The following is a 25,048-nucleotide window of genomic DNA, read 5'->3' as shown; positions in this document are numbered from 1 at the left end:
GAACGGTGGCACACCTCCGCGCCGCCATCAAACCAGCCGCCCCGCCAGCCTCGCCCGACTCAGCTTTCCTTGCGCATTCCGCGGCCAGTCGGCGATCGCGACATAACGCTTCGGCCGTTTGTAGGCCGACAGGGTTTCTCTCACCGCCGCTGTCACCGCGTCGATATCGGGCGCCGTTTCTCCCGCAGGATAACAAGCGACCACCTCCGTCCCCCATTCCGGATGCGGCACGCCCACCACGGCAACATCCATGAACTGTCCGGTGGCTTGCAATGCTGCCTCGACCTCCAGCGGATTCACCTTCTCGCCTCCGGTGATGATCACGTCGTCCCGTCGTCCGAGCACCCACAATCGCCCCTCGCCGTCGACTTCACCCAAATCCGCGGACACGAATTCGTCGCCGGACGCGAAATCCGGGAAATAGCCGCGAAACACCGATCGCCCTTGGAGGCGAATCAGTCCGTCCGCGTCGACGGACACGCTTGCATGCGGCAGCGGCGTTCCCGCGGAACGATCTCCCGCGAGAAATGCCGCCGGCTTGCTCGCCGTCACCATCGCCGCCGTCTCGGTCATGCCGTAACTCAACGACACGGGCAATCGTGCCCGCACCGCCGCCTCCGTCAGCGACGGCCACATCGGCGCGCCCCCGAGAAATATCACATCGAAACCGCGCAGCCACGCAATCGCCTCCGCCGATCCCATCAGCCGTTGCAATTGCGTCGGGACGAGCGAGATCACCTGGCCGTTTCCCGTTACGCGCGGCCGCTCTCCCGCCTCAAGTCGCCGCCACTCCCATGGCACGTGCACGCCGCCGGTCACCGCGCACCGCACCCGGGCCATCAATCCACTGACATGAAACGGCGGCAGTACGTCGACCGCATTCACCTGGTGAAATCCGAAATGTCGCGCGAATCCCTCCGCCGCCGCGCCGAGCGTCGTCTCATCGTGCCGCGCGAAACGAATTCTCCCGCTCGTGCCCCCCGTCGGAATGCACAACCATCCCGTTGTATCCTCCGCGCGCCCGGACGCGGCCAAATCCTGCAGCGTCCGCACCTGGGCCCGCTCCGAATCGCCCCAGCGCGGATCGCACAAAAACACGAAACCGCCGCGTTCTTCCGCGCACCCGGTCGCACGCACGAGCCGGATCAGGTCAGTGCGTTCCATGCCGCCTCCGCATCGAGCCGTGCCACGTCGTCGCGGTAAACAAACGGTGCCGCCGCCGGGCCGTCGAACCGTCCATCATTGAAAAGTGGATACACGCCGAACCCCAGCGCCCGGCGTTCGCCCCGCCACTCAAACGCCGCGCGCACCGCGTCACGCGCGCCGACCGCCGTCTCGAGGGCCGACGAAAACACGACCGCCGCGCGGGCCTGCGCCAAACGCTCCAGCGCGCCGGCCACATCGGCCAGCAACGCCGGTTTGATCACGAACACTCCGCTCCAGCCGTTCTCGAGCCAGCGTCCGAGATCGCCATCGCCCACGAGCGACTCGTCCAGCGCGATCGGCGTCGGATAGTCCTCCGCCAGCCCGCGCAGCACATCCTCGCAGCGTTTTCGCTGCCCCGCTCCCTGCGTCGCGTCCGAAAAACAGGGTTGCTCGACGTAGTCCACCGGCCGCTCCGCGCAACGCTCGAGCCAGCGCTCCGCCTGCGGGCGCGTCCACCCGCCATTCGCATCCAGCCGCAGTTTCGCGCCGTCCGGCAGCGCCGCGCAGAGATCGTCGAGCAGCACCAGTTCGTCGGCGACGTCCGCCACGCCGACTTTCCACTTAAACACACGGAAACCCGCATCGGCGCGTGGCGCGACCGCCTCGAGCGCCGCGCGCCCCGCCGGCAAAAGCGCCGCGACCGTCAGCGCCGTCACGCCGTCCGGAGAAGTCCACGGCGCTTCTTCGGCGTTCGCCTGCAGTTCGTCCTGCGCCGCCGCGAGCGCGTGACGCAAACAGCCCAGTTGCCCCGGCACCGCGGCGAGCGCCGCGAGGTCGACCCGCTCTCCGAGTCCGCGACACGCCTGCTCGATTTCGTCCGGCAATTCGGTGCCGAACCACGGAATCGGCGCGGCCTCGCCAAAACCCACGCGGCCACGCTTGTCCTGCAACCGCACGATCACGCCTTCGCGTTCGCGCCAGACGCCATGTGACGTCCGCACCGCCACGCGCAGCGGCAGGCGGTAACGACGATAGGCAAACAGCAGCGACATCTCTGCCAACAAAGATGCGCCGCCGCCGGAAGGAAAGTCGGAAGCGGCGCGCCCCGTTTACAGGTGAAACACTTTTCCGCCGGCGAGCACGTTCTGCGTCTTCTCGTCGAAGGTCACCCGCTCCCCCGTGCGCGCGGCGGCATTCGCCATCACGCAGGCGATCGCATGCTGGTAGCCGGCCTCGACCGGCGCATGCGGCTGTTTCCGCGAGCGCAGGCACTCGAGCCAGTTGCGCATGTGCGAGCTCGTCATCGGATCGGCGCCGGTGTTCGCATCGACCGCGGCCGGCCCTTGCGCGGCGAGGTCGAACGGCTCCACCGCATTCGGCGGGAGGTTCATCGCCGCGGCGGCGCGCGCGTCGAGACTGCCTTCCGGCGTCACCAGCCCACTCTCGAGGTTCAGCTTGCCGCCATTCGAGTAATAAATCTCGCGAGTCCCGCCGGAGGAATTGCTGAAGCGCGAGGTGTAGACCACTTGAAACCCCTTGGTAGGATCGTTCAGCGGACCGTAATCGAAGACAGCCGTGAGCGTATCGAAATTTGTGCGACCGTCCTTCCACTGGTAAATGCCACCGTTGGCGCTCACGCTGCGCGGATGCGGCAGCCCCGTGAACCAGTGCACGGTGTCGATCTGGTGACACATCCACTGGCCCGGGATGCCCGACGAATACGGCCAGAACAGGCGATACTCGACATAGTGCCGCGGATCGAAAGGCGCGGCGGGACGGTTCAGCAGAAAACGTTTCCAATCGACATCCGTTTCTTTCAACCCCTCGACCAGTTCCGGCCGGCGCCAGCGGCCGGGCTGATTTACGTTCCACGACATCTCCACATACACGATGTCGCCGAACTTGCCGGATTTGAGGTAATCGTAAGCCGCGTGATAGCTCGCGCCACTGCGCCGCTGGGATCCGATTTGCACAATGCGGTCCGTCGCCCGCACCGCCTTCAAGGTCGCGCGCGCATCCGCCATCGTTTCCGCAAACGGCTTTTCGACATACGCGTCGCAGCCGGCCTCGACCGCTTCCTTGCAATGCAGCGCATGCTGGAAATCCGCCGTCGCGATGATCACGGCGTCGAGCTGCGCCTTCTCATACATTTCCTCGTTGTTGCGATAAACGGCGACATCGGCGCCCCACTCCTGCTTGAACCAGGCGGCGGCCTCGTCGCGACGCCGGTTCCAGATATCGGAGACGGCGACGATCTCACAGTTGAGCGCCGCGGCGTGCTGCCTGAATGCCGGCAACAGCGCCTGGCGGTGCCGGTCCGCGAAACCGACGAGGCCGACGCGGATCCGGTCGTTGGCGCCAGGCGCCCGCGCGAACAAACGCGGGGTGAGGTTCAGCGCGCCGAGGGCGACGCCCGCACCGGTGATGGAGATATTCCTGACGAAGTCGCGACGATTCATGGGACGTGTTTTTTGGGGTAATAAGAGAAATGACCGCGACGCTTACTCGAGCGAGCGAAGCTTGATGCTGCGGAAATGAACCTCGTTGCCGTGATCCTGCAGCAGGATGTGACCGCGTGGCGCCAGACCGAAGTTCGCGAACTTCGCGTATTTGCTCCGTGCCACCAGCGCGGCATAAAGCGGCGAGCCACGCTCATAGTCGACGACCTTCACGCCGTTGAGCCAATGCTCCACGCATCCGTCGGGCCGCACGACCAGTCGCGCGTGCTGCCACTCGCCGATCCGCGGTGCGATATTGAGACCGCCGGGGAGCGGCGTGCGCGGAATAAGATCGTAAAGCGAGGCAAGTGTGCGGTTCCCCGCCGCGCCGAGCTTGGCGTCCGGGTGCCGCTCGTCGTCGAGCAACTGGTATTCGAGGCCGATGGCCGATCCGCCGCCGGCGTCGAAGTTTTCCGTCACGAAATACTTGATACCGCTGTTCGCGCCAGGCGTGAGCTTGAACTCGAGCTGCAATTCGAACGCCGCATATTGCTCGTCGGTCACGATGTCGCCGCCGTTCTTCGACTCGCCGCCGCCGGACTCGAGCACGATCAGTTCGCCTTGCTCGATCTTCCAGCCGCCCTCGGGGAATGCGGGCTTGTGCGCCCCGCGCCAGCCTTTCGTGCTGCGGCCGTCCCACAGCAGCTTCCAGCCCTGCGCCGCTTCCGCCGGCGCGATCGCATTCACGAGGGTGCTGCGGATCGGCAGATCGTCGAGCGGCGAAGGAGTGAGATCCTTGGTCTGAATGCGAAGATTGCGCCACCAGATCCGCCGGCCGGCCTGCTCCGGTTTGCCGATCGAGTGGACCTGCAGGGCGATGAAGCCGCGCGGCGTGAGATCGTCGATCACGTGCGCCACCGGCCAGCCGTTGACCCACGTGCGCAGGCTGTTGCCGATCGCCTCGATCCGCACGCGGTTCCAGCGGCCATATTGATACAGGGTGCGGGCGGAAGGATTCAGCGTGCCCGGATACAGCCAGCCGCGGCGCGCTTCGTCGTAAATACCGCCGGTCCAGCCGCGCTCCGAGGGATCGAGCTCGAATTGATAGCCCTGCACCGCCTTTTTGCCGTCGGTGCCTTGCACACTGCGAAACTGGATGCCGCTGTTGGTCGGGCCGACATCCTGCATCACCTCGAGTTCGAGGATGAAATCGCCGTAGTTCTGCTCGGTCGCGAGAAAGCTGTTGGGCGAATCAGCGACCGTCGTGCCGACGATCGCGCCGTCAACGATCGCGTAAGGCGCGTTGCCCTGAATCTGCCGCCAGCCGCTCAAATCTCTGCCGTTGAACAACGGCTCCCACGGACCGGCTCGCAGCGATAGCGCGGAACCCAACACGATGACGATGGCAACAAGACGGGTAATCATAAGGGATAAGAAAAGCTGAGATCCGTTCGCGAAGGGGGCGGTCGACGGAATCTGCGGGAAACCGTGCGACGTTATCGATCGAGTTCAATCCAGGATATGAAGATGGGCGCAGGGCGTGGTTCATCACACGTTCAAACGCGTGAATGCGTTGCACGACGCATTTGCGGCGGCACTCGTTGCACGAAGTAAAAAAAGTTGCGCTTTTTTCCGGTCGGCTTACTCCGTTCACGGCAACTCATGAGCAAGGTTGCCACGCCCACCACCGCCGCCACGGAGGCGGATTTTTACCTTCCAGCCGACGCTTTTTTTCGCGCCAATTTGCCGGTCGCTCTGACGTTCGACGACGTCTCCCTCGCGACGCTCTACTCGGAGATTTTGCCCAAGGATGCCGACACGTCGACGGCGTTGAGTGACGCGCTGCGACTGCAGATCCCGATCATCTCGTCCGACATGGACACCGTCACCGAGTCGCGCATGGCCATCGCCATGGCACTCAACGGCGGCCTCGGCCTGATCCACTACAACATGCCGCCGAAGGATCAGGTGAAGGAGGTCGCGCGGGTCAAGCGCCACATCCACGGCCTGATCCAGGACCCGATCACCGTCACCCCCGACCGCCTGATCGGAGATGTCCTCGGAATGATCGAGGCGAAACGATATACTTTTTCCACATTCCCGGTGGTCGACGCCGATGGCCGCCTTGTCGGCCTGCTCTCGGGCAACGTCGTCAAGGATCGCTACAAGACGAAGCGCGTCTCCGAAGTAATGACGCCGCGCGCCCAGTTGATCACGGAGACGGAAAACGCCGTCGCCCACGATCCCATCAAAACCGCCGACGCGTTTTTCAATCGCCACGTCGGCATCAACAAAATGCTCGTCGTCGACGGCGGCGACTTGCTTCGCGGCCTCGTCACCAGCTCCGACGTCGAGAAAATCACCGGCGAGGCCAAGGCCCGTCGCAAACCGGCGCGCGACGCCCGCTTCCGCCTCGTCGTTGGCGCCGCACTTTCTCCGGTCCGCAAACCCGACGGCTCGCTCGACCGCGACAAAATCCTCGCGCACGTCGGTCACCTGGTCGACGAACACGTCGACGCCATCGCGGTCTCGACCGCGCACGGCCACACCGCCGGCGTCGGCGAGGTCGTGAAGCTCGTCCGCGAAGTCTTCCCTCAACTCACGCTCATCGCGGGCAATGTCACCAGCGCCGCCGGCGTCGATTTCCTCGCGGATTGCGGCGCCAACGCCATCAAGATCGGCCAGGGGCCGGGCTCGATCTGCACCACCCGCATCGTCGCCGGTGTCGGCATCCCGCAGCTCACCGCCCTCCACGTCGCCGGCATCGCCGCGAAAAAAAGAAATGTCCGTCTCATCGCCGACGGCGGCATCACCAAGTCGGGCGACATCGTGAAAGCGCTCACGTTATCCGATGCGGTTATCCTTGGAGGCCTCCTCGCCGGCTGCCGCGAAGCGCCGGGCGAAATCCTCGAGATCAACGGCAAGGTCTATAAGCAATATCGCGGCATGGGCTCGCTCTCCGCGATGAAAGCCGGCAGCGCGGCACGTTACGGCCACGACAAGAACGACAACACCCGCAAAGTCGCCGCGGAAGGCATCGAGGCCTTGAAGGAAGTTTCCGGTTCGGTCGACGACGTCCTCGGCAACCTGATCGGCGGCGTGCAAAGCGGCATGGGATATCTCGGCGCCGCCAACCTCGCGCAGTTGCGCGAAAAGGCCCGCTACATCCGCGTCAGCCCCGCCGGGCAGAAGGAAGCGGTCCCGCACGACGTCATCGAGGTCTCCACGCGCAAAAACTAACCGCGCGCCCAGGCCCGCTCCGCGTCGCCTGTCCCGACGGCCGCTGCGGCCCCACCCGCCGCCCGCTTTTCCCTGCTCGCCTCCAAACCAGAGTGTCATATAATGTATGACACTCTCCAAACCCCATCAACCGACCATGCACCCCGAACACCCCCGTATGCGCGTCATCGAACCGCTCGCCGTCGCCCTCGACGCCGCTGCGTCGGCAGCCGTCCGAGCCGGCAAAAAACATCTGCGTAACCGCCGGCGTCGGCGCGGCGAAACACTCACGCCCGGCGCGGACACGCCACTTTGGAACGAACTCGTGGCGGAATGCTCGGCGCGACTTCAGCGATTCGGCGACAAGGCCCGGCTCGCGCGCGAACTCGGCCTCTCCCGGCAACGCTTCCACCAACTCCTGGTCGCGCGCTCCGCGTGCGCCGACGCCGAACGCACGCTGCAACTTCTCGTCTGGCTCTCCACCCAGCGCACCGCCCCCGCCGCTGCGGAGGAGGCGGAATAAAGTGTCATCTATTATATGACACTCTAACTTTCCGGCAGCCGGGCAGCGGGCGAATTTTGTTTGCGCTGCCCGGCGGGATGCTCTCTCTCCTGCCCCGCAACAGGGGGTCTCGCTTTCGCGTGAGCTTCGGTTGCGTGTTTTGCAACCATGTCACTTCTCCCCTTCTCCAGCCAGCTCATCGCTGACGTCGGTGTTTCCTTCGGTGACGAAGGCAAAGGTCGCCTCATTCCCGAGGTCGCGGAGGAACTGCGCGGCACGCCCGCGCAGGTTTCCGTCGTCCTGAAGGTCAATGGCGGCGCCAACTCCGGCCACACGGCCGGCGGGGTGAAACTCAATCTGCTGCCTGCCGGCGTCGTCGTCCGCGATGCCGCTCATCTTTGCGTCGGCGCGGGCGTCGTGGCGGATCCGCGCAAGTTTCACTGGGAGGCCCGTCCGCTCGAGAAAAAGGGCCACGCGATCTACTCCCGCCTGTTGATCGACGAGCGCACGCTCGTGTCGGATCTCACGCACCGCCTGCTCGATCTCGCGTGGGAGGATTACCGCGTCAACGTCCTCGGCGAGGAGCCGCGCGGCTCGACCGGCCGCGGCATCACGCCGTCGTATCTCGACGAGGTCGGCCAGTGGCAGATCACGTTTTCCGATTTTCTCGCGGGCGAAAACTATTTCGCGCGCAAGCTCGCCCAGCGCGCCGATCGCGCGTTGCGCGTGATCCAGCACGTGTGCCGCGTGTCGCCCGCGACGTTCGCCGGTTTCTTCGACAAGCTCACCGCGGCCGAAGAGCGCGCCAACGCCGAGGCGATCGAACTGGGCGTGTTCGACCGCAGCGAATTCGATTTCACGCGCTTCCGCGGCACCGAGCCGTTCACGCTGAATCTGCCGGTCCTCACCGAAACCTACTGGAAGGCCGGCACCGACCTCGCGAAAAACATCGGCGAGGTCCGCGAGCTCGTCCTGCGCGAACTGCAGGCGGGCCACACCGTCATCGGCGAGTTCGGCCAGTCCTACTGGCTCGACAAGCGCCACGGTTTTTCGCCCAACGTCACCGCCTCGCACACGTTCACGCCCGAATTCTTCGAAAGCGCGGGCGTCCCCGTGCAACGGATACACACATTCGGCGTCGCCAAGGCCTACGACACGAAGGTCGGCACCCACACGTTCCTGACGCAGATGGACGATGCGCATCCGCTCGCCGCCAAGCTCAAGCAGATCGAGTTCGGCACGAGCACGGGGCGTCAGCGCATGGTCGGCTGGTTCGACGCCGTGGAGAAGGGCGACGCCCTGCGTTACGGCGGTTTTCAGGATCTCATGCTCAACAAGTCCGACGCGCTCACTCACTCCGGCGAATGGCGCGGCGAGCTCTTGATTTGCACCGCCTACGAAGACGCGTCCGGCCAGCGTTACACGCACGTGCCGCGCAACGAGGCCGTGCGCAAAACGCTGAAACCTGTTTACACGCGCCACCCCGGTTGGTCCGAGGACATCTCGAAGGTCCGCCATTTCGCCGCTCTCCCGGTCAATGCGCAGCGCTACGTGGCCGCGATGATGAAGAGTATCCTCGATGTCGCTTACGCGGGTCTGTCCCGGCCTCCGGCGGAGCAGTTGCCCAATCTCCGCTATCTCGGCGTCGGCCCCGAGCCGTCGCAAATCATCAAGGACGTGCCCGCGACCGCAGAGCTGATCAAGCTCGCGTGATTCACCGCGGCGGCGGCACATCCGCCGCGCCGCTGTCGATCCGCTCCAGCACCTCGCCGAGCAGATAGATCGATCCGGTCACGACCACGGGATCGGAAGGCGTTCCGACCTCGCACCGATCGCGCGCCGGGAAAAGTTCGTCGACGCGGCTGCGCACCACGCGGCCGTCGAAATCCGCCGGCACGAGTTCCGCCAGCTCGGCGTGGCCGGTCGCACGCGGTTCGTTGGGCACGACGAGATGAATCTCCGCCGCATGCGGCGCGATCGCTTCGAGGAGCGGTTTCGCGCGGTCGCGGCCGAGCGCGCCCACGATCACGATCGGGCGGCGGCCGGCTTCGCGCACGAACTCGCGCAGATTTGCCGCCAGCACGTCAGCGCCTTCGGGATTGTGCGACGCATCGAGCACGACGGTGCGACCGCCGATCGTCGTTTTCTGCCAGCGGCCAGCCCAGGCGACGTTCTCCAGACCGCGCGCGATCGCGTGCTCGTCGATGCTCCACCTCGGATCGAGCGTGCGAACCGCCAGTGCCGCGGTCGCGGCGTTCCAGCGCTGGTATTCACCGTTCAATGACGTTTGCGGATATCCTTCGATCGCCTCGCCAAAGGCGTCACGCACCGAGGCCACGCGGGCGTCGCGGCTCGCCGCGATCGATCGAATCACCGTTTCGGCGGCCGCCGGCACGCGTCCGATCACGACCGGGCGCCCCGGCTTGATAATCCCGGCTTTGGCAGACGCGATTTGTTCGATCGTGTTGCCCAAATATTCGCAGTGATCGAGTCCGATCGAGGTGATCACGCTGACGTCGGGATCCACAATATTCGTCGCGTCGAATTCCCCGCCGAGACCGACTTCCATGACCGCGAGGTCGCAGCGGGAACGTTTGAACTGCAAGAACGCCATTGCCGTCATGAACTCGAAAAAACTCGGGCGATCGTCCGCGCCGGAGTTCGCTCCGACACGATCCGCCGCGGGATCGAGCTCGTTGACGAAGCGCACGATCTCGTCGTCCGCCAGCGGCACGCGGTTCACCTGCACCCGCTCGCCCAGGTGCACCAGGTGCGGCGAGGTATAGAGCCCGACGCGCCAGCCGGCGGCGCGCAGAATCGACTCCACCATCGCGGCGACGGAACCCTTCCCATTGGTGCCCGCGACATGCACCACGGGAAGGCCGCGCTCCGGATGACCGAGCTCGGCGGCAAACAGCCGCATGCGATCGATACCGAACTTGCGGCCGCGCGGCTTGAGGCCGAACAAGTAGCCGGACACGGCGGCAAAGTCCGTGCGGTTGGCGCTCATGGACGTCGGAGGCGCGTCAGCTTTTGACCGGCTGAGCGCCCGGTTTCTTCTTCACGTAAAGCGCGAGCAGCAGTTCGTGCAGGCGATCCCGGAGCTCAAGGCGGCTGACGATTTGATCGATCAAGCCGTGCTTGAGCAAAAATTCCGAAGTCTGGAATCCAGCCGGAAGCGTTTGCTTGGTCGTATCCTTGATGACGCGCGGTCCGGCGAAACCGATCAAGGCGCCCGGCTCCGCCAGGATCACGTCGCCCAACGTCGCGAAGCTCGCCGACACCCCGCCCGTCGTCGGATGAGTGAGCACCGAAATATACGGCAGCTTCGCCTCGGCGAGCCGGCCGAGCGCCGCGCTCGTCTTGGCCATCTGCATCAGCGACAGAATGCCTTCCTGCATGCGCGCGCCGCCGGAGGTGCTGAAGATGATGCACGGAATTTTCCGCGCGAGCGCGGTCTCGATGGCGCGCGTGATTTTTTCGCCCGCCGCGGAGCCGAGGGTGCCGCCGCAGAAGCGAAAGTCCATCACCGCGAGCGACACGTCGATGCCGTGAATCTTGCCCGTGCCGGTGATCACGGCCTCGGGCAGGCCGCTCTCCTTCTCGTATTTCTTGATGCGCGCGGGATACGGCGCCGAATCGACGAACTGCAACGGATCGCCGGATTTCACCGTGACATTCGTTTCCTCGAACGTGCCTTCGTCGAGCAGCTTCGCGATGCGCTGCCGGGCGCCGATCGGAAAATGGTGGCCACTTTTCGGCACGACCATCTGGTTGTCCTCGATCTCCTTCGTAAAGACCGCTTCCCCCGTGACGGGATCTTTCGTATAAATCCCCTGCGGGATTTCCTTCTTGCGGGTGCGCCGGACCGTGTAGGTCGGTTTGTCGAAATGGCTCATGGAATTAACCGTGACCGAAGGTGACGACGTCGAGGTTCACGCCGCCCGCCCGGCGGAGCACGAGCGCGCAGCTGTTGAGAGTGGAACCAGTGGTGAAAACGTCATCGACCAGGAGGTAAGAATGGCCCGGATGTATGACGGCGTCGCGAGCCAGTGCAAAGGCATTTTTAAGATTCGACTGGCGGGTGCGGCGGTCGTGATGCGTTTGCGAATCGGTATCCACGCTTCGTTGCAAGATTCGCTGCACGCGCGCGCCGCCGCCGGCGGCTCGAGCCAGGCATTCCGCGATCAATTCGCTCTGGTTGTAAGTGCGTTCGCGCAGCTTCCGGGGATGCAGGGGGACCGGCACGAGCGTCGCTCCGCGCGCGAGCTCCACGACCGCGGCCGAGCGTCGGAAAATTCGCTCCATGTCCTCCAGCACGTGCAGTCCGCGATGATATTTCAACTCGTGCACCAGCGCGCGCGCCGCTCCTTTCAACAACACCGCCGTCCGTCCTTCGCGATAAGCCGGCGCCAGCCCTTCGCAATGCGGACAGAGCCGCTCGCCCTCGACCACGCCGTAAAACGGATGTCCACACGTCGTGCAACACGGCCGCTGCACATAGTCGAGCTGCGCGGCGCATTTGCCGCAAAGGTGCCGGAACTCGCTCTCGTCGGGCACCAACCCGCGGCAGTGCACGCAGGCCGGTGGAAACACCACATCGCTCAATCCGCGCAGCAGCGTCCGCCACGGCCCGCGGGCGGAAATCTCACTTTCCGCGATGTCGTTTTCCATAAAACACCTTCACGAGAAACAAGCCCTGCGGCGGCGCGGTTTGGACCAATGCGGTGCGTTGTTTCGAATGCAGAATGCGGCGCACCTCCGCGGCGGACAGCTTGCCTTCTCCCACCGAGACGAGCACGCCGGCGAGACTCCGCACCATCTTGTAGAGAAAGCCGTCGGCCTCGGCCACGATGCGAATCAGTTTTCCGCGGCGGCTAACCTCCAACCGCGACAACTCACGCACCGTGTCCTCGCGCGCGGGGCCATTCACCGCCGTGAACGCCCGAAAATCGTGCCGACCACGCAACACATCCGCCGCCACTTTCATTGCGTCGACGTCCAGCGGCCGGAAAAAACTCCAGCTATAGGGACGCAAGAAAGGGTCTGCATCACCGAGATGGATACGGTATTCATAACGTTTTCCCGTCGCCTGAAACCGCGCGTGAAAATCGGCCGGCGCCAGCCGCACCGATTTGACCTGGACCGCCGGCGGCAGCCCGATGCGAAACGCCGCCAGCAATTTGTCCGGTCCATGCCGCCACTCGGCGTCGAAATGAAACACCTGCTCGAGCGCATGCACGCCCGCGTCGGTCCGGCCGCTGCCGTGGATGCGCACGTCGCGCCCGAAAATCTCGCGCAGTCGTTTCTCGATCACGTCCTGCACGGCGTTGGCCCCCGCCTGGCTTTGCCAGCCGGCGAAATGGCCGCCGTCGTAGGCGCACACGCATTTCCAGCGCGTCGAGGGCGTCACGCCGATTCCTCCGGCTCGTCGAGCAGCGGCGGCATGCGCTGATCCAGATAATCCTGGAGGATGAGCGTCGCCGCCCGGGAATCCACGATACCGCTCGCGCGCACGTCGCGGCGCTTCGACTTCGCGATGGTCGACTCGGCCTCGTAGCTCGTCAGGCGTTCGTCGACGAGATGCACGGGCAGGCCGAGTTCCGCGCGCAGTCGCACCGCGAGCGCTTCGGCCTCGCGGGCTTTCGGGCCCGCGGTGTCGTCCATGTTGAGCGGATGTCCGAGCACCAGATCCGTCGCGCGTCGCTCACGCGCGGCCGCGAGCAGCGCGGCCCAACGCTTCGCCGGATCGGCGTCCGTCAGCGCCGGCAACGGTGTCGCCACGCCGAGGTCGTCGCCAAACGCGAGGCCGATGCGGCGCGTTCCGAAATCGATTCCCAAACATCGCATGCGCCCGATTCCGCCGCGCGGTCGCAACCGGCGCAATTTCATTTGCGAGGCGACCGTCGTCGCTCGAACGTGTGCGCTCCATGTCCGAACCGTTGCCCGCGCTCTCCGCCGCCGAACTGGCGCGCTACTCCCGTCATATATTGCTGGAGGAGATTGGCGTGGAGGGACAACGCCGGCTGGCGGCGGCGCGTGTGCTGGTGATCGGCGCGGGCGGGCTCGGGAGTCCTGCCGCCCTGTATCTCGCCGCGGCCGGCGTCGGTCGGATCGGCATCGCGGATCTGGATGAAGTCGAGAGTCACAACCTGCAACGCCAGCTGTTGCACGACACCGACTCGGTCGGCCAGCCGAAGGTCGCCTCCGCGGCGCGTCGGTTGCGGGCACTGAATCCGCACGTCACGGTGATCGAGCATGCGGGTGGCATCACTACGGAAAACGCCGTTACGCTTTTCTCGAACTACGACATTGTGGTCGATGGCACGGACAATTTCAGCGCGCGCTATGTCAGCAACGATGCCGCGGTGGCCGCACGAAAGCCGCTCGTTTTCGGCAGCATTTTCAAGTTCGAGGGACAGGTCACCGTCTTCGATCCGGCGCGCGGCGCTCCGTGTTATCGCTGTCTCTTCCCCGAGCCGCCGGCGTCTGGAAGCGTGCCAGGCTGCGGCGAAGCGGGCGTCCTCGGCGCATTGTGCGGCGTGATCGGCAGCCTGCAGGCGATCGAAACCGTGAAGTTGATCACCGGCGTCGGTGAAACGCTACGCGGCCGACTGCTCACTTACGACGCGCTGCGTCAACGTTTCCAAACCTACCATCTTTCCTCCGATCCGAACTGCCCGGCGTGCGGCACGACCCCGCGCGCTGCACCACCGGTCGGAGAAACGCCACCACCACCTTCCGCTGCCATGTCCTCCTCCGCTTATCCGTCAGAAATTTCGGTGCACGACGCGAAACGCCTGCTCGATCGCTCCGAGAATCCGCCGCTGCTCGTCGACGTGCGGGAGCCGTGGGAAACCGAAATCTGCCGCATCGCCGGCGCCGAACTTATTCCGATGCGACAGATCCCGGAGCGGGCGGCAACGCTGCCGAAGGACCGGCCGATTCTCGTGCTCTGCCATCACGGCGGCCGCAGCGCCAACGTCACGCGTTTCCTGCGACAGCAAGGTTGGGATACGGCGATCAATATTGCCGGTGGCATCGCCGCCTGGGCCGAGGAGATCGATCCGCAGCTGCCGCGTTACTGACGATCGCGCGTCGCGCGCAAAAAAAAGCCTCCGCTTTCGCGGAGGCTAAAATAAAACGGCGGGCGATTATTTACGGGCCTTCACGAGGCCGAGCTCCTTCTTGATATTCTGCACGCTCGGGAGCGAGATGCCGACGGTCTTGGCGATTTCGGAGCCGGTCTTGCCGGCCTGCACGAGCGCCTTCACTTTCGCCTTGGTGTCGGCGGTGATCACCGCGCGCTGGCGGCGCTTGCCACCGGTCGAGGCGGCGGCGCCCGACGCCTTGGCCGCCCTGCCGCCGCGCCCCTTGCCGCCCGACGCGGCTTGTACCGCCTTCACGAATTCGGCGACGCTGCTGTAGCCATATTTTTCGGGCAACGCGGCCAGCTCGCGATTGAGCTCCGTGGCGATACTCTTTTCGAGTTCTGCGACTTTTGCCCGGGTTTGGGCGAGGGCTTTGAGTTTGTCAGTAACCATAAAGTGACGTCACAATACGAATCGGTTAAGCTATAGCAAGTGCGTTATATGAGTTTGCCTTGCGATATATAAGGCGAAGGTGCGGTTCCGCACCGGAATTTTACCGATGGTCAAAGTGCTTGCCGGCCCGACATCGCCGCCCCTTGCTGGTTCGCTATGGCGAGAATTCCGCTCGAAGACAATTACACCGACATCATCGGCAAGGCCCAGCGGGGACTGAAAATCGCGGACGCCGATCTCGCCCGCCGCGCCGAAGTGTCGGAGGGCGACCTCGCGGCCCTGCAATCCGGCCGGCTGAATATCGCCGTACTCCGCCGGGTGGCGCGTCACCTGCGGCTGAACCCCGACGCCCTCGAGATCGCGGCGTCCCGCCAGTGGTATCCAGCCCAGCCGAACTTCCCGACCGGATTCGCCGCGTTCAATACGGCGTTCGAGGACATGACGGTAAACAGCTATCTGGTCTGGGACTCGCGCTCCAAGCAGGCGGCGGTCTTCGATACGGGTGCCAACGCCGACAGCCTTATCGATACGATCTCCGCGGAAGGACTGCGTGTCGGCTACATCTTTATCACGCACGCGCACGAGGACCATATCGCGGATCTCCCGAAACTCGCCGCCGCCACGTCCGCGGAAGTATGGAGTCACGAACTCGAGCCGCTGTCTTTTTCGGGCGCGCGCACGTTTCGCGAGAATGCGCATTTTCACATTGGACCGCTGTCGATCAAAACTCTGCTCACGCCGGGGCACTCGCCGGGTCTCACGACATTCTATATCACCGGCCTGAGCTGGCCGCTCGCGATCGCCGGCGACGCCATCTTTGCCGGCTCGATGGGGGGAAGCGCGACGCATTTTGCCGAACAGCATCGGAGCGTGCGTGAAAAGATCCTCAGCCTTCCCCGCGACACCGTGCTCGCCTGCGGGCACGGACCGCTCACGACGGTCGGGCAGGAGAAGCGCTACAATCCCTTCTTCGCCTGACGTAAAAAACCGGTCATTCTCCAAAATGTCGTCGTTTCCGCTCGTGCGTCCGGAAGGCGGCGGGGCCGTTTTTGGTTAGACACCGCGCCGGCAGAATGCCTTTTTTCCCCAGCGCACCATGCTCCGGAAAACGATCCTGATCCTTTCGCTCTCGGTGAGCCTGGTCGCGGCGCTCATCGCGATCGCGCTACAGGACGATCTCCGCGAAAAACTGGGCGACACCTATTGGGTGATCGGCCTCGCCATCATCGGTTGCGTGCTGCTGGTGCTCAGCGGCTACGTCTGGGATCGCACGCTGCTCCAGAAAGTGAAAACCCTGCGCGAGACGGCATCGGCGCAGGTCGGCGAGGATGGCAACGACGAATCGGATCACGACGAGATCATCGGGCTCGCGCGCAAGATCGAGCGGATGGCCCGGTCGCTCCAGAACGTGGAGGCCAGCTATCGCGGGATCGTCGAGGATCAGGTTGACCTGATCTGCCGTTATCGGCCCGACGGCAAACTGACTTTCGTGAACGGCGCCTATGCGCGCGCCTTCGGTCGCAAACGCACCGAGTTGATCGGCTCGTATTTTCCGTTCCTGGACAGCGCGCCCGACTCCTCCGAGACACCGGTGGGTTTCGAACGCGAACTCGAACTCGCCGATGGCGACCGCGTCTGGCTGCAATGGACGCAGCGTCCCATCAAGGACAGCAGCGGCGAGGTGTCCGAATTTCAGGCTGTCGGTCACGACGTGACGAGCCGGCGCGAGGCCGCCGCCGCGCTGCTCCGGGCCAAGGAGGCCGCAGAGGAAGCCGATCGCGCCAAAAGCGAATTCCTCGCCATGGTAAGCCACGAGATCCGCACGCCGATCAACGGCGTCATCGGCTTCTCCCGGCTGCTCAGCGAGACACCGCTCACCCCTCCCCAACGCGAGAACGTGGCCATGATCCACTCCAGCGGACTCGCGCTCGAGAAGCTCATCGGCGACATCCTGGACCTGTCCAAAATCGAGGCCGGCAAGGTCGAGATCGAGCACAGCGCCTTCTCCCCGCAACGCTGCGTCGAGGAGGTGTGCGCCTTTTTCGCCGATCAGGCCCGCGCCGCGTCGCTGAAACTCGACTATCGCATCGATCCGGGCGTGCCGGCGCTCGCCAACGGCGACGAAAGCCGCATTCGCCAGATCCTGGTCAACCTCATCGGCAACGCCTTGAAGTTCACCGAGCGCGGTGGCGTGACAGTGCAGCTCTCCTGCGCCCGCGGTGATATTCCGGAGATCGGCAACCTCCGCGCGGCCCGGCTCTTCTTTGCGGTGAGCGATACCGGCATCGGCATTCCCGAGGACAAACTCGCGTTGCTGTTCCAGCCGTTCACGCAGGTCGACTCGTCGGCCCGCCGCCGCCGCGAAGGCACCGGCCTCGGTCTCATCATCTCGAAGCGGCTCTGCGAACTCATGGGCGGCAGCATCTCGGTGGAAAGCCGGCCCGGCGAGGGCTCGACCTTCCGGTTTTCCATTCTGACCGACTATCAGGTGGGCGACACAGCGATTCCCTTTTCGCAACCCGTGACCTCACCGGTGGCGCACTGAAGCGGCTGTATCCGCTTCGCACGGACACCTAAGCCCGTCCGGGCCTCGCCCCGGTAGCCGGGACTATGCGGCTTTGTAGGTCTACCTGATACGCGCCGCGCCCGCTTCTTGATACAAAGGGGTCGTGCGATACGCGCGTTTCCAGCTTCGCCTCGTCCGGCCGCACGCCGGGATCCGGGATTCGATGATCACCGTGACCACCTCGGGCCGCACGTTCGAGCCCCGTGGCGCCGGCCCTTTCCCGGCTCGTCCAGTGCCACCTCGAGGCCGCTGAGCGACGCCACCCGTATCCAGAAAATTCTGAACGGGGCCTCAGGGTAAACGCGCGATGCATTTGTCCGGCCGCTCCGCGCGTCCCGATCGCTGTCCACCGCTTCTTCCCGTCTGGCTCATCATGTATCTTCGCTTCTTTATTGGATTTCTTCTCGGCTGCTTCGGCGCCACCGCCGCCCTCGCCTATAATTTCTCGTTGAGCACGCTTCACGGCGTATCGCTAACGACCGCGACTTCCCTGCAATTCGGGCCGGACCACCGGCTCTACGTTTCGCAGGTCAACGGGCAGATCCTGGCCCTCACGATCCAGCGGCTCGGTCCCAATAATTATCAAGTCACCGCCACCGAGACGATCAATCTCGTGCGCGACATCCCCAATTACGACGACAACGGCACGCGCAATTTCTCGCTCACGACGCGGCAGGTCACCGGCCTGCTCGTCGTCGGCACCGCCGAATCGCCCATCCTCTACGTGACCTCCAGCGACCCGCGCATCGGCGGCGGCAGCGGTGGCGAAAACGACCTCAATCTCGACACGAACTCGGGCGTCCTCTCGCGCCTCACGCGTAGTGGAAATTCTTGGACGAAAGTCGATCTCGTGCGCGGCCTGCCCCGTTCGGAGGAAAACCACGCCAGCAACGGCATGCAGCTCGATGCCGTCAACCACCGCCTGCTCCTCGCCCAAGGCGGCAACACCAACGCCGGCGGCCCCTCCATCAACTTCGCCTACGCCAGCGAAACTGCCCTGTCCGCCGCCATCCTCTCGATCGACCTCACCGCGATCGACGCCCTGCCGGTCAAGACCGACGCCTACGGCCAGAAATACCTCTACAATCTGCCGACGCTCGACGACCCGAATCCCGCGCGGAACCACAATCCCGACGGTTCTGACGTCAACGATCCCTTCGGGGGCAATGACGGCCTGAATCAGGCCAAGCTCGTGCCCGGCGGCCCCGTGCAGATCTATTCGCCGGGGCATCGCAATCCCTACGATCTGGTCCTCACCCGCGCCCCCGGACGCGAGGGCCGGCTCTATTCCTTCGACAACGGCGCCAACGCCGGCTGGGGCGGTTATCCGAAGAACGAAGGTCCGTCCGGCAATGTCACCAACGAATACGTCGAGGGCGAACCCGGCTACGTCAACAATCTCGACAGCCTCCACCTCATCACGCCGGGCTTCTATCGCGGCCACCCCAATCCCATCCGCGCCAATCCCGCCGGCGCGGGCTGGTTCCATTTCGACAACAACCTGCCTGCCGGCTCGCAGAAGGTCTATTCCGCCAGCCCGACCACCGACTGGCCGCCCGTGCCCGTTGCCATGGCGAATCCCGTGGAGGGCGACTTCCGCCAGCCCGGCGTCGACGACGGCGCGTTGCTCACCTATCCGGCCTCGACCAACGGGATCACCGAATACGTGGCCACCAACTTCAACGGCGAGATGCAGGGCAACCTCATCGCCGCCGCCTACGACGGCAAGCTCCTGCGGATCGCGCTCAATCAGGCCGGCACGGCCGTTACCAACGGCGTCGAGTTCCTCGCCAGCGGATTCGGCGCGCAACCGCTCGATGTCACCGCGCCCGACCCCGGCCACGGCGCTCCCTTCGTCGGCACCATCTGGATCGCCCACTATTCGCCCGGCAAGATCACCGTGCTCGAGCCAGCGGACTTCGATTCTCCGGGCAGTTCGACCTGCACGGGCATCGACTCGTTCGATGTCGACGAGGACGGCGACGGTTTCAGCAACGCCGACGAGATCGCCAACGGCACCGATCCCTGCTCCGGCGCGGTGCGCCCGCCGGATGCCGACGGCGACAACCTCTCCGACCTGCTCGACCGCGACGACGACAACGACGGCCTGCCAGACACGGAGGATCCGTTCCCCCTCGATCCAAGAAATGGATACAGCCTGCCGCTGCCGCATCATTACGAACTGTTCAACGAAACCGGCGTCGGCTTCTTCGGTGTCGGCTTCACCGGCCTGATGATGAATCCCGGCGAGGATTACCTGAACCGGGCCAACGAAGACGCCGTCGTCGCCGGCGGCACCGCGGGCCTGTTCACCATCTCCGCCGCCGACTCCGGCACGCCCCGCGGAGCGGAAAACGCCCAGAAGGACGCTTATCATTTCGCCTTCAACTCCGACGAGTTCACGACGCCCTACCTCGTGACCGTGCGTCTCGCCGGCCCGTTCTTCAACAACACTCCAGCCGGCGCCCAGCGTCAGGGCATCTATATCGGCAGTGGCGATCAGGACAATTATGTCTCGCTCGCGCTTCACGCCAACAACGGCGCCGGAGGCATCGAAGTCGTCTACGAAGTCGCCGGCACCATCGGCTTCGAACACATCTATCCGCTCTCGCTCGGCGACGCCTCCACCGTTGATCTGTCGTTCCTAGTCGATCCGATCGCCGCCACGGTGCAGCCGCTCTACCAACTCGCCGAGGCCGGGGCACTCGTTCCGCTCGGCTCGCCGATCCATGTCACGGGCGAGGTCATGAAGTCCGTAATGGGCCCGACGCCGCTCGCGATTGGTCTGTTCGCAAACGCCAGCGGAGGCTCACCGACCTTCTCGGCCACCTGGGACTACTTCGACATTGCGCCGCTGCCGACCACCGCCGTCGCAAAGCTCACCATCGATCCCAGCGGATCCGACATGGTCACCGGCAGCACGTATCAAACCGGCACCTTCAAGCTGCAGAACCTCTCCACCGGCGGTCAGCACATCGAAGCGTTCACGCTCGATATCAGCACCGCCATCTTCCCCGACGTCGTGTTCGACACCACCGGCACGGCCGGCGACCCCGTGGCGAAGGACTTTCAACAGAACTCCGTCACCTCAGGCGTCAGTGTGAACCACGGCGGCGCCACGCACCCGCATAACGGCGTCGATGGCGAGGACGGTTACGATCACGTCGACGTCTCGTTCAACAGCTTCCCGCCCAACGGCCAGCTTACATTCTCGATCGACGTGGATCCGACCAGCGTGAAAGGCGCACCGCAACCCGGGCCGCACGACGCAGCCAGCGTCTCCGGCCTCGAGCTGATCGGCGCCACCGCGACGGTCTATTTCAGCGACGGCACGGTGCAACGCACCCGCCTCGGCCGGCTGGAGAACAGCGTCGACGCCTCCTACGGCTGGCTGCGCGGCGACAAGCCGCCGAAGCCGTCCGTCCTCGTCGTCGGCAAGTCCTCGCCGGTGAAAACCAATCATGCGGAGATCGTGCGCGTTTCCGGTCCGCCTGGCCTCACCGTCTCGCTCGTCGTGATCGAAGGCGGCCTCTACACCGCCGGCCTCCCCAACGGCGGCTACGACATCGATCCCTTCGAAGCCAACACCGCCATCAAGGTCACGGAGCTCAGCGCCGTGCTGAACAACGAGGGTTACGCGGATATCACCGTCACTCCCACCAAGACCGATCCGGAAGCAGGCCTGAACTTCGTCACCGCAACGCTGCTGAACACAAACGGCATCAAGGGTCCCGCCTCGGATCCGTTGCTCATCTGGTATGATCCGTCTTTCGGCGGCAGCGACACACAACCGCCCTCGGCGCCGGGCAACGTTTCCGCGACCTCCATCACTTCGCGGAGCATCACCCTCGCATGGTCCGCCGCCAGCGACAACGTCGGCGTCGTCGGCTACGATATCCTGCGCGACGGCCAGTTGCTCACGTCGACCACCGGCTTGACCTACACCGATATCGGCCTCGATCCGGAGGTCGCCTACAGCTACGCGATCGTGGCTCGCGACGAAAGCGGCAACGACTCCACGCCCGCGACTGTCGACGCGACCACCACGCCCGGCGGCACCGTCGTGCTGCGCGTGAATGCTGGCGGCAACGCCTTCACCGATAGTCATGGCGCCGCCTGGACCGCGGACAACGGCTACAACACCGGCACAACGTCCAGCACGTCGCACGCGATCGATCGGGCGATCGACGATACGCTGTTCAAATCGCGGCGCCTCGATTCCTCCGCGAGTTCGCCGGATCTGATCTACAGCTTCACGCTGCCCAACGGCGACTACGAGGTGCAGCTCTTCTTTTCAGAAAACGACACGGCCAACTCCGCCGTCGGCAAACGCGTGTTCGACGTCCTGCTGGAAAACAGTGTCGTCATCGACAACTTCGACATTTTTGCCGCTGCCGGCGCGCCCTACACCGCCGTCGTGCTCGCCGGCACCACCACCGTCAGCGACGGCCAGCTCAACATCGCGTTCGGCCGCGTCTCCGGCAACCCGCAGGTCAACGCCATCAAGGTGATCCGCCTCAGCGAAGCCCCCGCCGACACGCAGGCGCCGACCGCGCCGGGAGCGTTGAATTTCACCAACGTCACTTCCAGCAGCGCCACCGTCAGCTGGTCCGCCGCGACCGACAATGTCGGCGTCACCGGCTATCGCATTGCCCGGAACGGCACGACGCTGACAACCATTTCGAACCTCTCCTTCAACGACAGTGGGCTCTCGCCGGCGGCCACTTATCAATACTCCGTCGTCGCCCTCGACGCCGCCGGCAACACGTCCAGCCCGTCCACTGGCTCCGTCACCACCTCCAGCGGCGGCTCGACGCCCACCACGATCCGCGTCAACGCCGGCGGTCCCGCCTACGTCGATTCCCTCGGCCAGACCTGGTCCGCCGACACCGGCTACAACAGCGGCAAGACCTACTCCGTGACGACTGACGTCAGCGGCACCGCCGATCCCACACTGTATCAGACCGAGCGTTACGATGACCCGGTGTCACCGGTCCTTCAATACACCTTCCCGGTCGTCAACGGCTCCTATCTCGTCCGGCTCCACTTTGCGGAAACCTACTCCCGCACCCAGGGCGCCGGCCTGCGCGTTTTCGACATCGACCTTGAAGGCTCCCGCGCCTTCGAGAATGTCGACATCTACGCTCTCGCCGGCGGCGGCCACAAGGCTCTCGTCCTCGAACAGACGCTCACCGTCTCCGACGGCCAGCTCAATCTCGGCTTCGCTCACGAAGTCGAGAACCCAAAGATCAACGCCATCGAGATCCTGCCCGCCGACACGGAACCGCCGGCCGATACGCAGCCGCCAACGGCACCCGGCGCGTTGACCTTCACCAACGTCACCTCGTCCGCAGTCACGCTCCAGTGGTCCGCCGCCACGGACAACGTCGGCGTCGCCGGCTATCGTGTTTCCCGCGACGGCGCCGTCATCGGCACGACGAGCGCGCTCACCTTCACCGACACCGGACTATCCCCGGCGACCACCTACGCGTATTCCGTCGTCGCCTTCGACGATGCCGGCAACGACTCCACCGCCAGCTCGGCGTCGGTCGCCACCGCCAGCGGCGGCACCACCGGCACCGCGATTCGCGTGAACGCCGGCGGCCCCGCCTACGTCGATTCCCTCGGCCGCACCTGGTCCGCCGACACCGGCTACAACACCGGCAGCGCCTCGTCCGAAAACGTCACCGTCACCGACACCAACGATCCGTATCTCTACAAAACCAACCGCTACGACGCTCCTGGCGGCGCCACGCTCACCTATACCTTCGCCGTCCCAAACGGCGCCTATCTCGTTCGCCTGCACTTCGCCGAGACTTACGGCCCCAGCAAAGCGCCCGGTAAACGCATCTTCGATATCGATCTGCAATCCGAACGAATCTTTGAAGACGTCGACATCTTCTCCCTCGCCGGCGGCGGCAACAAAGCCCTCGTCCTCGAACACAACCTCACCGTCTCCTCCGGCCAGATCGCGATCAAACTCATCGCCCAAGCCGGCAACTCCCGCATCAACGCCCTCGAAATCATCCCGAGCGACGAAGCCCCGGCCGACACGCAGGCGCCGACTGAGCCGGGAGCGTTGAGTTTCACCAACGTCACTTCCAGCAGCGCCACCGTCAGCTGGGCTGCCGCAACCGACAATGTCGGCGTCACCGGCTATCGCATTGCCCGCAACGGCACGACGCTGACGACGACATCGAACCTCTCCTTCAACGACAGTGGGCTCTCGCCGGCGACCACTTATCAATACTCCGTCGTCGCCTTCGACGCCGCCGGCAACACGTCCAGCCCGTCCACCGGCTCCGTCACCACCGCCGGCGGCGGCTCGACGCCCACCACGATCCGCGTCAATGCCGGCGGTCCGGCCTACGTCGATTCGCTCGGCCAGACCTGGTCCGCCGACACCGGCTACAACTCCGGCAAGACCTACTCCGTGGCCACCGACGTCAGCGGCACCGCCGATCCCACGCTGTATCAGACCGAGCGCTACGATGACCCGGTGTCACCGGTCCTTCAATACACCTTCCCGGTCGTCAACGGTTCCTATCTGGTCCGGCTCCACTTTGCGGAAACCTACTCCCGCACCCAAGGCGCCGGCCTGCGCGTCTTCGACATCGATCTTGAAGGCTCCCGCGCCTTCGAGAATGTCGACATCTACGCCCTCGCCGGCGGCGGCCACAAGGCCCTCGTCCTCGAACAGACGCTCACCGTCTCCGACGGCCAGCTCAATCTCGGCTTCGCCCACGAAGTCGAGAACCCAAAGATCAACGCCATCGAGATCCTGCCCGCCGACACGGAACCGCCGACCGATACCCAGCCGCCAACGGCACCCGGCGCGTTGACCTTCACCAACGTCACCTCGTCCGTAGTCACGCTCCAGTGGTCCGCCGCCACCGACAACGGCGGCGTCGCCGGCTATCGCGTTTCCCGCGACGGCGCCGTCATCGGCACGACGAGCGCGCTCACCTTCACCGACACCGGACTATCCCCGGCGACCACCTACGCGTATTCCGTCGTCGCCTTCGACGATGCCGACAACGCCTCCACCGCCAGTTCCGCCTCCATCGCCACCGCCAGCGGCGGCACTACCGGCACGGCGATTCGCGTGAACGCCGGCGGCCCCGCCTACGTCGATTCCCTCGGCCGCACTTGGTCCGCCGACACCGGCTACAACACCGGCAGCGCCTCGTCCGAAAACGTCACCGTCACCGACACCACCGATCCGTATCTCTTCAAAACCAACCGCTACGACGCTCCTGGCGGCGCCACGCTCACCTATACCTTCGCCGTCCCAAACGGCGCCTATCTCGTCCGCCTGCACTTCGCCGAGACTTACGGCCCCAGCAAAGCGTCCGGTAAACGCGTCTTCGATATCGATCTGCAATCCGAGCGGATCTTTGAAGACGTCGATATCTTCTCCCTCGCCGGCGGCGGCAACAAAGCCCTCGTCCTCGAACACAACCTCAACGTCTCCTCCGGCCAGATCGCGATCAAACTCATCGCCCAAGCCGGCAACTCCCGCATCAACGCCCTCGAAATCATCCCGAGCGATTGACCTGCCCGTCGAGGTGAAACGGAGGCGAAAACGAAATACGTCGGATTTGTCCTTGCCGTTGACTTTGGCGCCAACGTA

Annotated in this window: 17 protein-coding genes; 7 read left to right on the top strand and 10 right to left on the bottom strand. The window is 64.8% G+C overall.

Annotation, left to right across the window (positions count from 1 at the left end):
- Nucleotides 1-27: 27 nt before the first annotated feature.
- The 4 genes from AC6RV7_RS19030 to AC6RV7_RS19015 are packed head-to-tail and all read right to left on the bottom strand — an operon-like array spanning nt 28 to nt 5,009.
- On the bottom strand, nt 28-1,164 hold the full coding sequence (locus AC6RV7_RS19030) for an AMP-binding protein (RefSeq protein WP_500095781.1): 1,137 nt from the start codon (nt 1,162-1,164) through the stop codon (nt 28-30).
- Nucleotides 1,146-2,198, bottom strand: a complete 1,053-nt coding sequence (locus AC6RV7_RS19025) for an o-succinylbenzoate synthase (protein WP_500095780.1) — start codon at nt 2,196-2,198, stop codon at nt 1,146-1,148. Before AC6RV7_RS19025 ends, AC6RV7_RS19030 begins: the two co-directional genes overlap by 19 nt.
- A 57-nt stretch (nt 2,199-2,255) precedes the next feature.
- Complete coding sequence (locus AC6RV7_RS19020; protein WP_500095779.1) at nt 2,256-3,605, bottom strand: Gfo/Idh/MocA family protein; 1,350 nt, start codon at nt 3,603-3,605, stop codon at nt 2,256-2,258.
- Nucleotides 3,606-3,647: 42 nt separating this feature from the next.
- On the bottom strand, nt 3,648-5,009 hold the full coding sequence (locus AC6RV7_RS19015) for a 3-keto-disaccharide hydrolase (protein WP_500095778.1): 1,362 nt from the start codon (nt 5,007-5,009) through the stop codon (nt 3,648-3,650).
- A gap of 237 nt (nt 5,010-5,246) precedes the next feature.
- Here AC6RV7_RS19015 and guaB point away from each other — a divergent pair, with 237 nt between their 5' ends.
- The 3 genes from guaB (at nt 5,247) to AC6RV7_RS19000 (ending at nt 9,018) form a co-directional block, all read left to right on the top strand.
- Nucleotides 5,247-6,824, top strand: a complete 1,578-nt coding sequence (gene guaB / locus AC6RV7_RS19010) for an IMP dehydrogenase (protein WP_500095777.1) — start codon at nt 5,247-5,249, stop codon at nt 6,822-6,824.
- 136 nt (nt 6,825-6,960) lie between these two features.
- Complete coding sequence (locus tag AC6RV7_RS19005; RefSeq protein ID WP_500095776.1) at nt 6,961-7,326, top strand: hypothetical protein; 366 nt, start codon at nt 6,961-6,963, stop codon at nt 7,324-7,326.
- Nucleotides 7,327-7,473: 147 nt separating this feature from the next.
- Nucleotides 7,474-9,018 (top strand): adenylosuccinate synthetase, encoded by a 1,545-nt coding sequence (locus AC6RV7_RS19000; RefSeq protein ID WP_500095775.1) that lies wholly within the window; start codon nt 7,474-7,476, stop codon nt 9,016-9,018.
- A 1-nt stretch (nt 9,019) separates the two neighbouring features.
- Here AC6RV7_RS19000 and AC6RV7_RS18995 read toward each other — a convergent pair whose 3' ends face one another.
- From AC6RV7_RS18995 to ruvX, 5 genes are read right to left on the bottom strand one after another with little or no spacing between them, the layout of a single operon-like run.
- The gene (locus AC6RV7_RS18995) at nt 9,020-10,315 is read right to left on the bottom strand and encodes a bifunctional folylpolyglutamate synthase/dihydrofolate synthase (RefSeq protein WP_500095774.1); all 1,296 of its coding nucleotides are present in this window, start codon (nt 10,313-10,315) and stop codon (nt 9,020-9,022) included.
- 16 nt (nt 10,316-10,331) lie between these two features.
- Nucleotides 10,332-11,204 (bottom strand): acetyl-CoA carboxylase, carboxyltransferase subunit beta, encoded by an 873-nt coding sequence (accD, locus tag AC6RV7_RS18990; protein WP_500095773.1) that lies wholly within the window; start codon nt 11,202-11,204, stop codon nt 10,332-10,334.
- A gap of 4 nt (nt 11,205-11,208) precedes the next feature.
- The gene (locus AC6RV7_RS18985; RefSeq protein WP_500095772.1) at nt 11,209-11,979 is read right to left on the bottom strand and encodes a double zinc ribbon domain-containing protein; all 771 of its coding nucleotides are present in this window, start codon (nt 11,977-11,979) and stop codon (nt 11,209-11,211) included.
- Nucleotides 11,954-12,718, bottom strand: coding sequence for a tRNA pseudouridine(38-40) synthase TruA (gene truA / locus AC6RV7_RS18980; RefSeq protein WP_500095771.1), 765 nt, complete (start codon nt 12,716-12,718; stop codon nt 11,954-11,956). The genes AC6RV7_RS18985 and truA overlap by 26 nt, the downstream gene beginning before the upstream one ends.
- A complete protein-coding gene (gene ruvX, locus AC6RV7_RS18975) occupies nt 12,715-13,155 on the bottom strand; it encodes a Holliday junction resolvase RuvX (RefSeq protein ID WP_500095770.1) in 441 nt (146 codons plus the stop codon). The genes truA and ruvX overlap by 4 nt, the downstream gene beginning before the upstream one ends.
- An 80-nt stretch (nt 13,156-13,235) precedes the next feature.
- Between ruvX and moeB the strand changes: the two genes are divergently transcribed.
- On the top strand, nt 13,236-14,393 hold the full coding sequence (moeB, locus tag AC6RV7_RS18970; protein WP_500095769.1) for a molybdopterin-synthase adenylyltransferase MoeB: 1,158 nt from the start codon (nt 13,236-13,238) through the stop codon (nt 14,391-14,393).
- A 66-nt stretch (nt 14,394-14,459) separates the two neighbouring features.
- On the opposite strand, the gene AC6RV7_RS18965 is transcribed toward moeB, so the two are convergent.
- Nucleotides 14,460-14,849, bottom strand: coding sequence for a helix-turn-helix domain-containing protein (locus tag AC6RV7_RS18965; protein WP_500095768.1), 390 nt, complete (start codon nt 14,847-14,849; stop codon nt 14,460-14,462).
- A gap of 156 nt (nt 14,850-15,005) precedes the next feature.
- Between AC6RV7_RS18965 and AC6RV7_RS18960 the strand changes: the two genes are divergently transcribed.
- The 3 genes from AC6RV7_RS18960 (at nt 15,006) to AC6RV7_RS18950 (ending at nt 24,970) form a co-directional block, all read left to right on the top strand.
- Nucleotides 15,006-15,827 (top strand): MBL fold metallo-hydrolase, encoded by an 822-nt coding sequence (locus AC6RV7_RS18960; protein ID WP_500095767.1) that lies wholly within the window; start codon nt 15,006-15,008, stop codon nt 15,825-15,827.
- 118 nt (nt 15,828-15,945) lie between these two features.
- Complete coding sequence (locus AC6RV7_RS18955) at nt 15,946-17,394, top strand: PAS domain-containing protein (RefSeq protein WP_500095766.1); 1,449 nt, start codon at nt 15,946-15,948, stop codon at nt 17,392-17,394.
- Nucleotides 17,395-17,788: 394 nt separating this feature from the next.
- Complete coding sequence (locus AC6RV7_RS18950) at nt 17,789-24,970, top strand: malectin domain-containing carbohydrate-binding protein (RefSeq protein ID WP_500095765.1); 7,182 nt, start codon at nt 17,789-17,791, stop codon at nt 24,968-24,970.
- Nucleotides 24,971-25,048: the final 78 nt, after the last annotated feature.

It is taken from the genome of Opitutus sp. sgz309028 (assembly GCF_059821195.1).
Note: the sequence above shows the minus strand (reverse complement) of the source record. Positions and strands in the feature narration are given on the sequence as shown.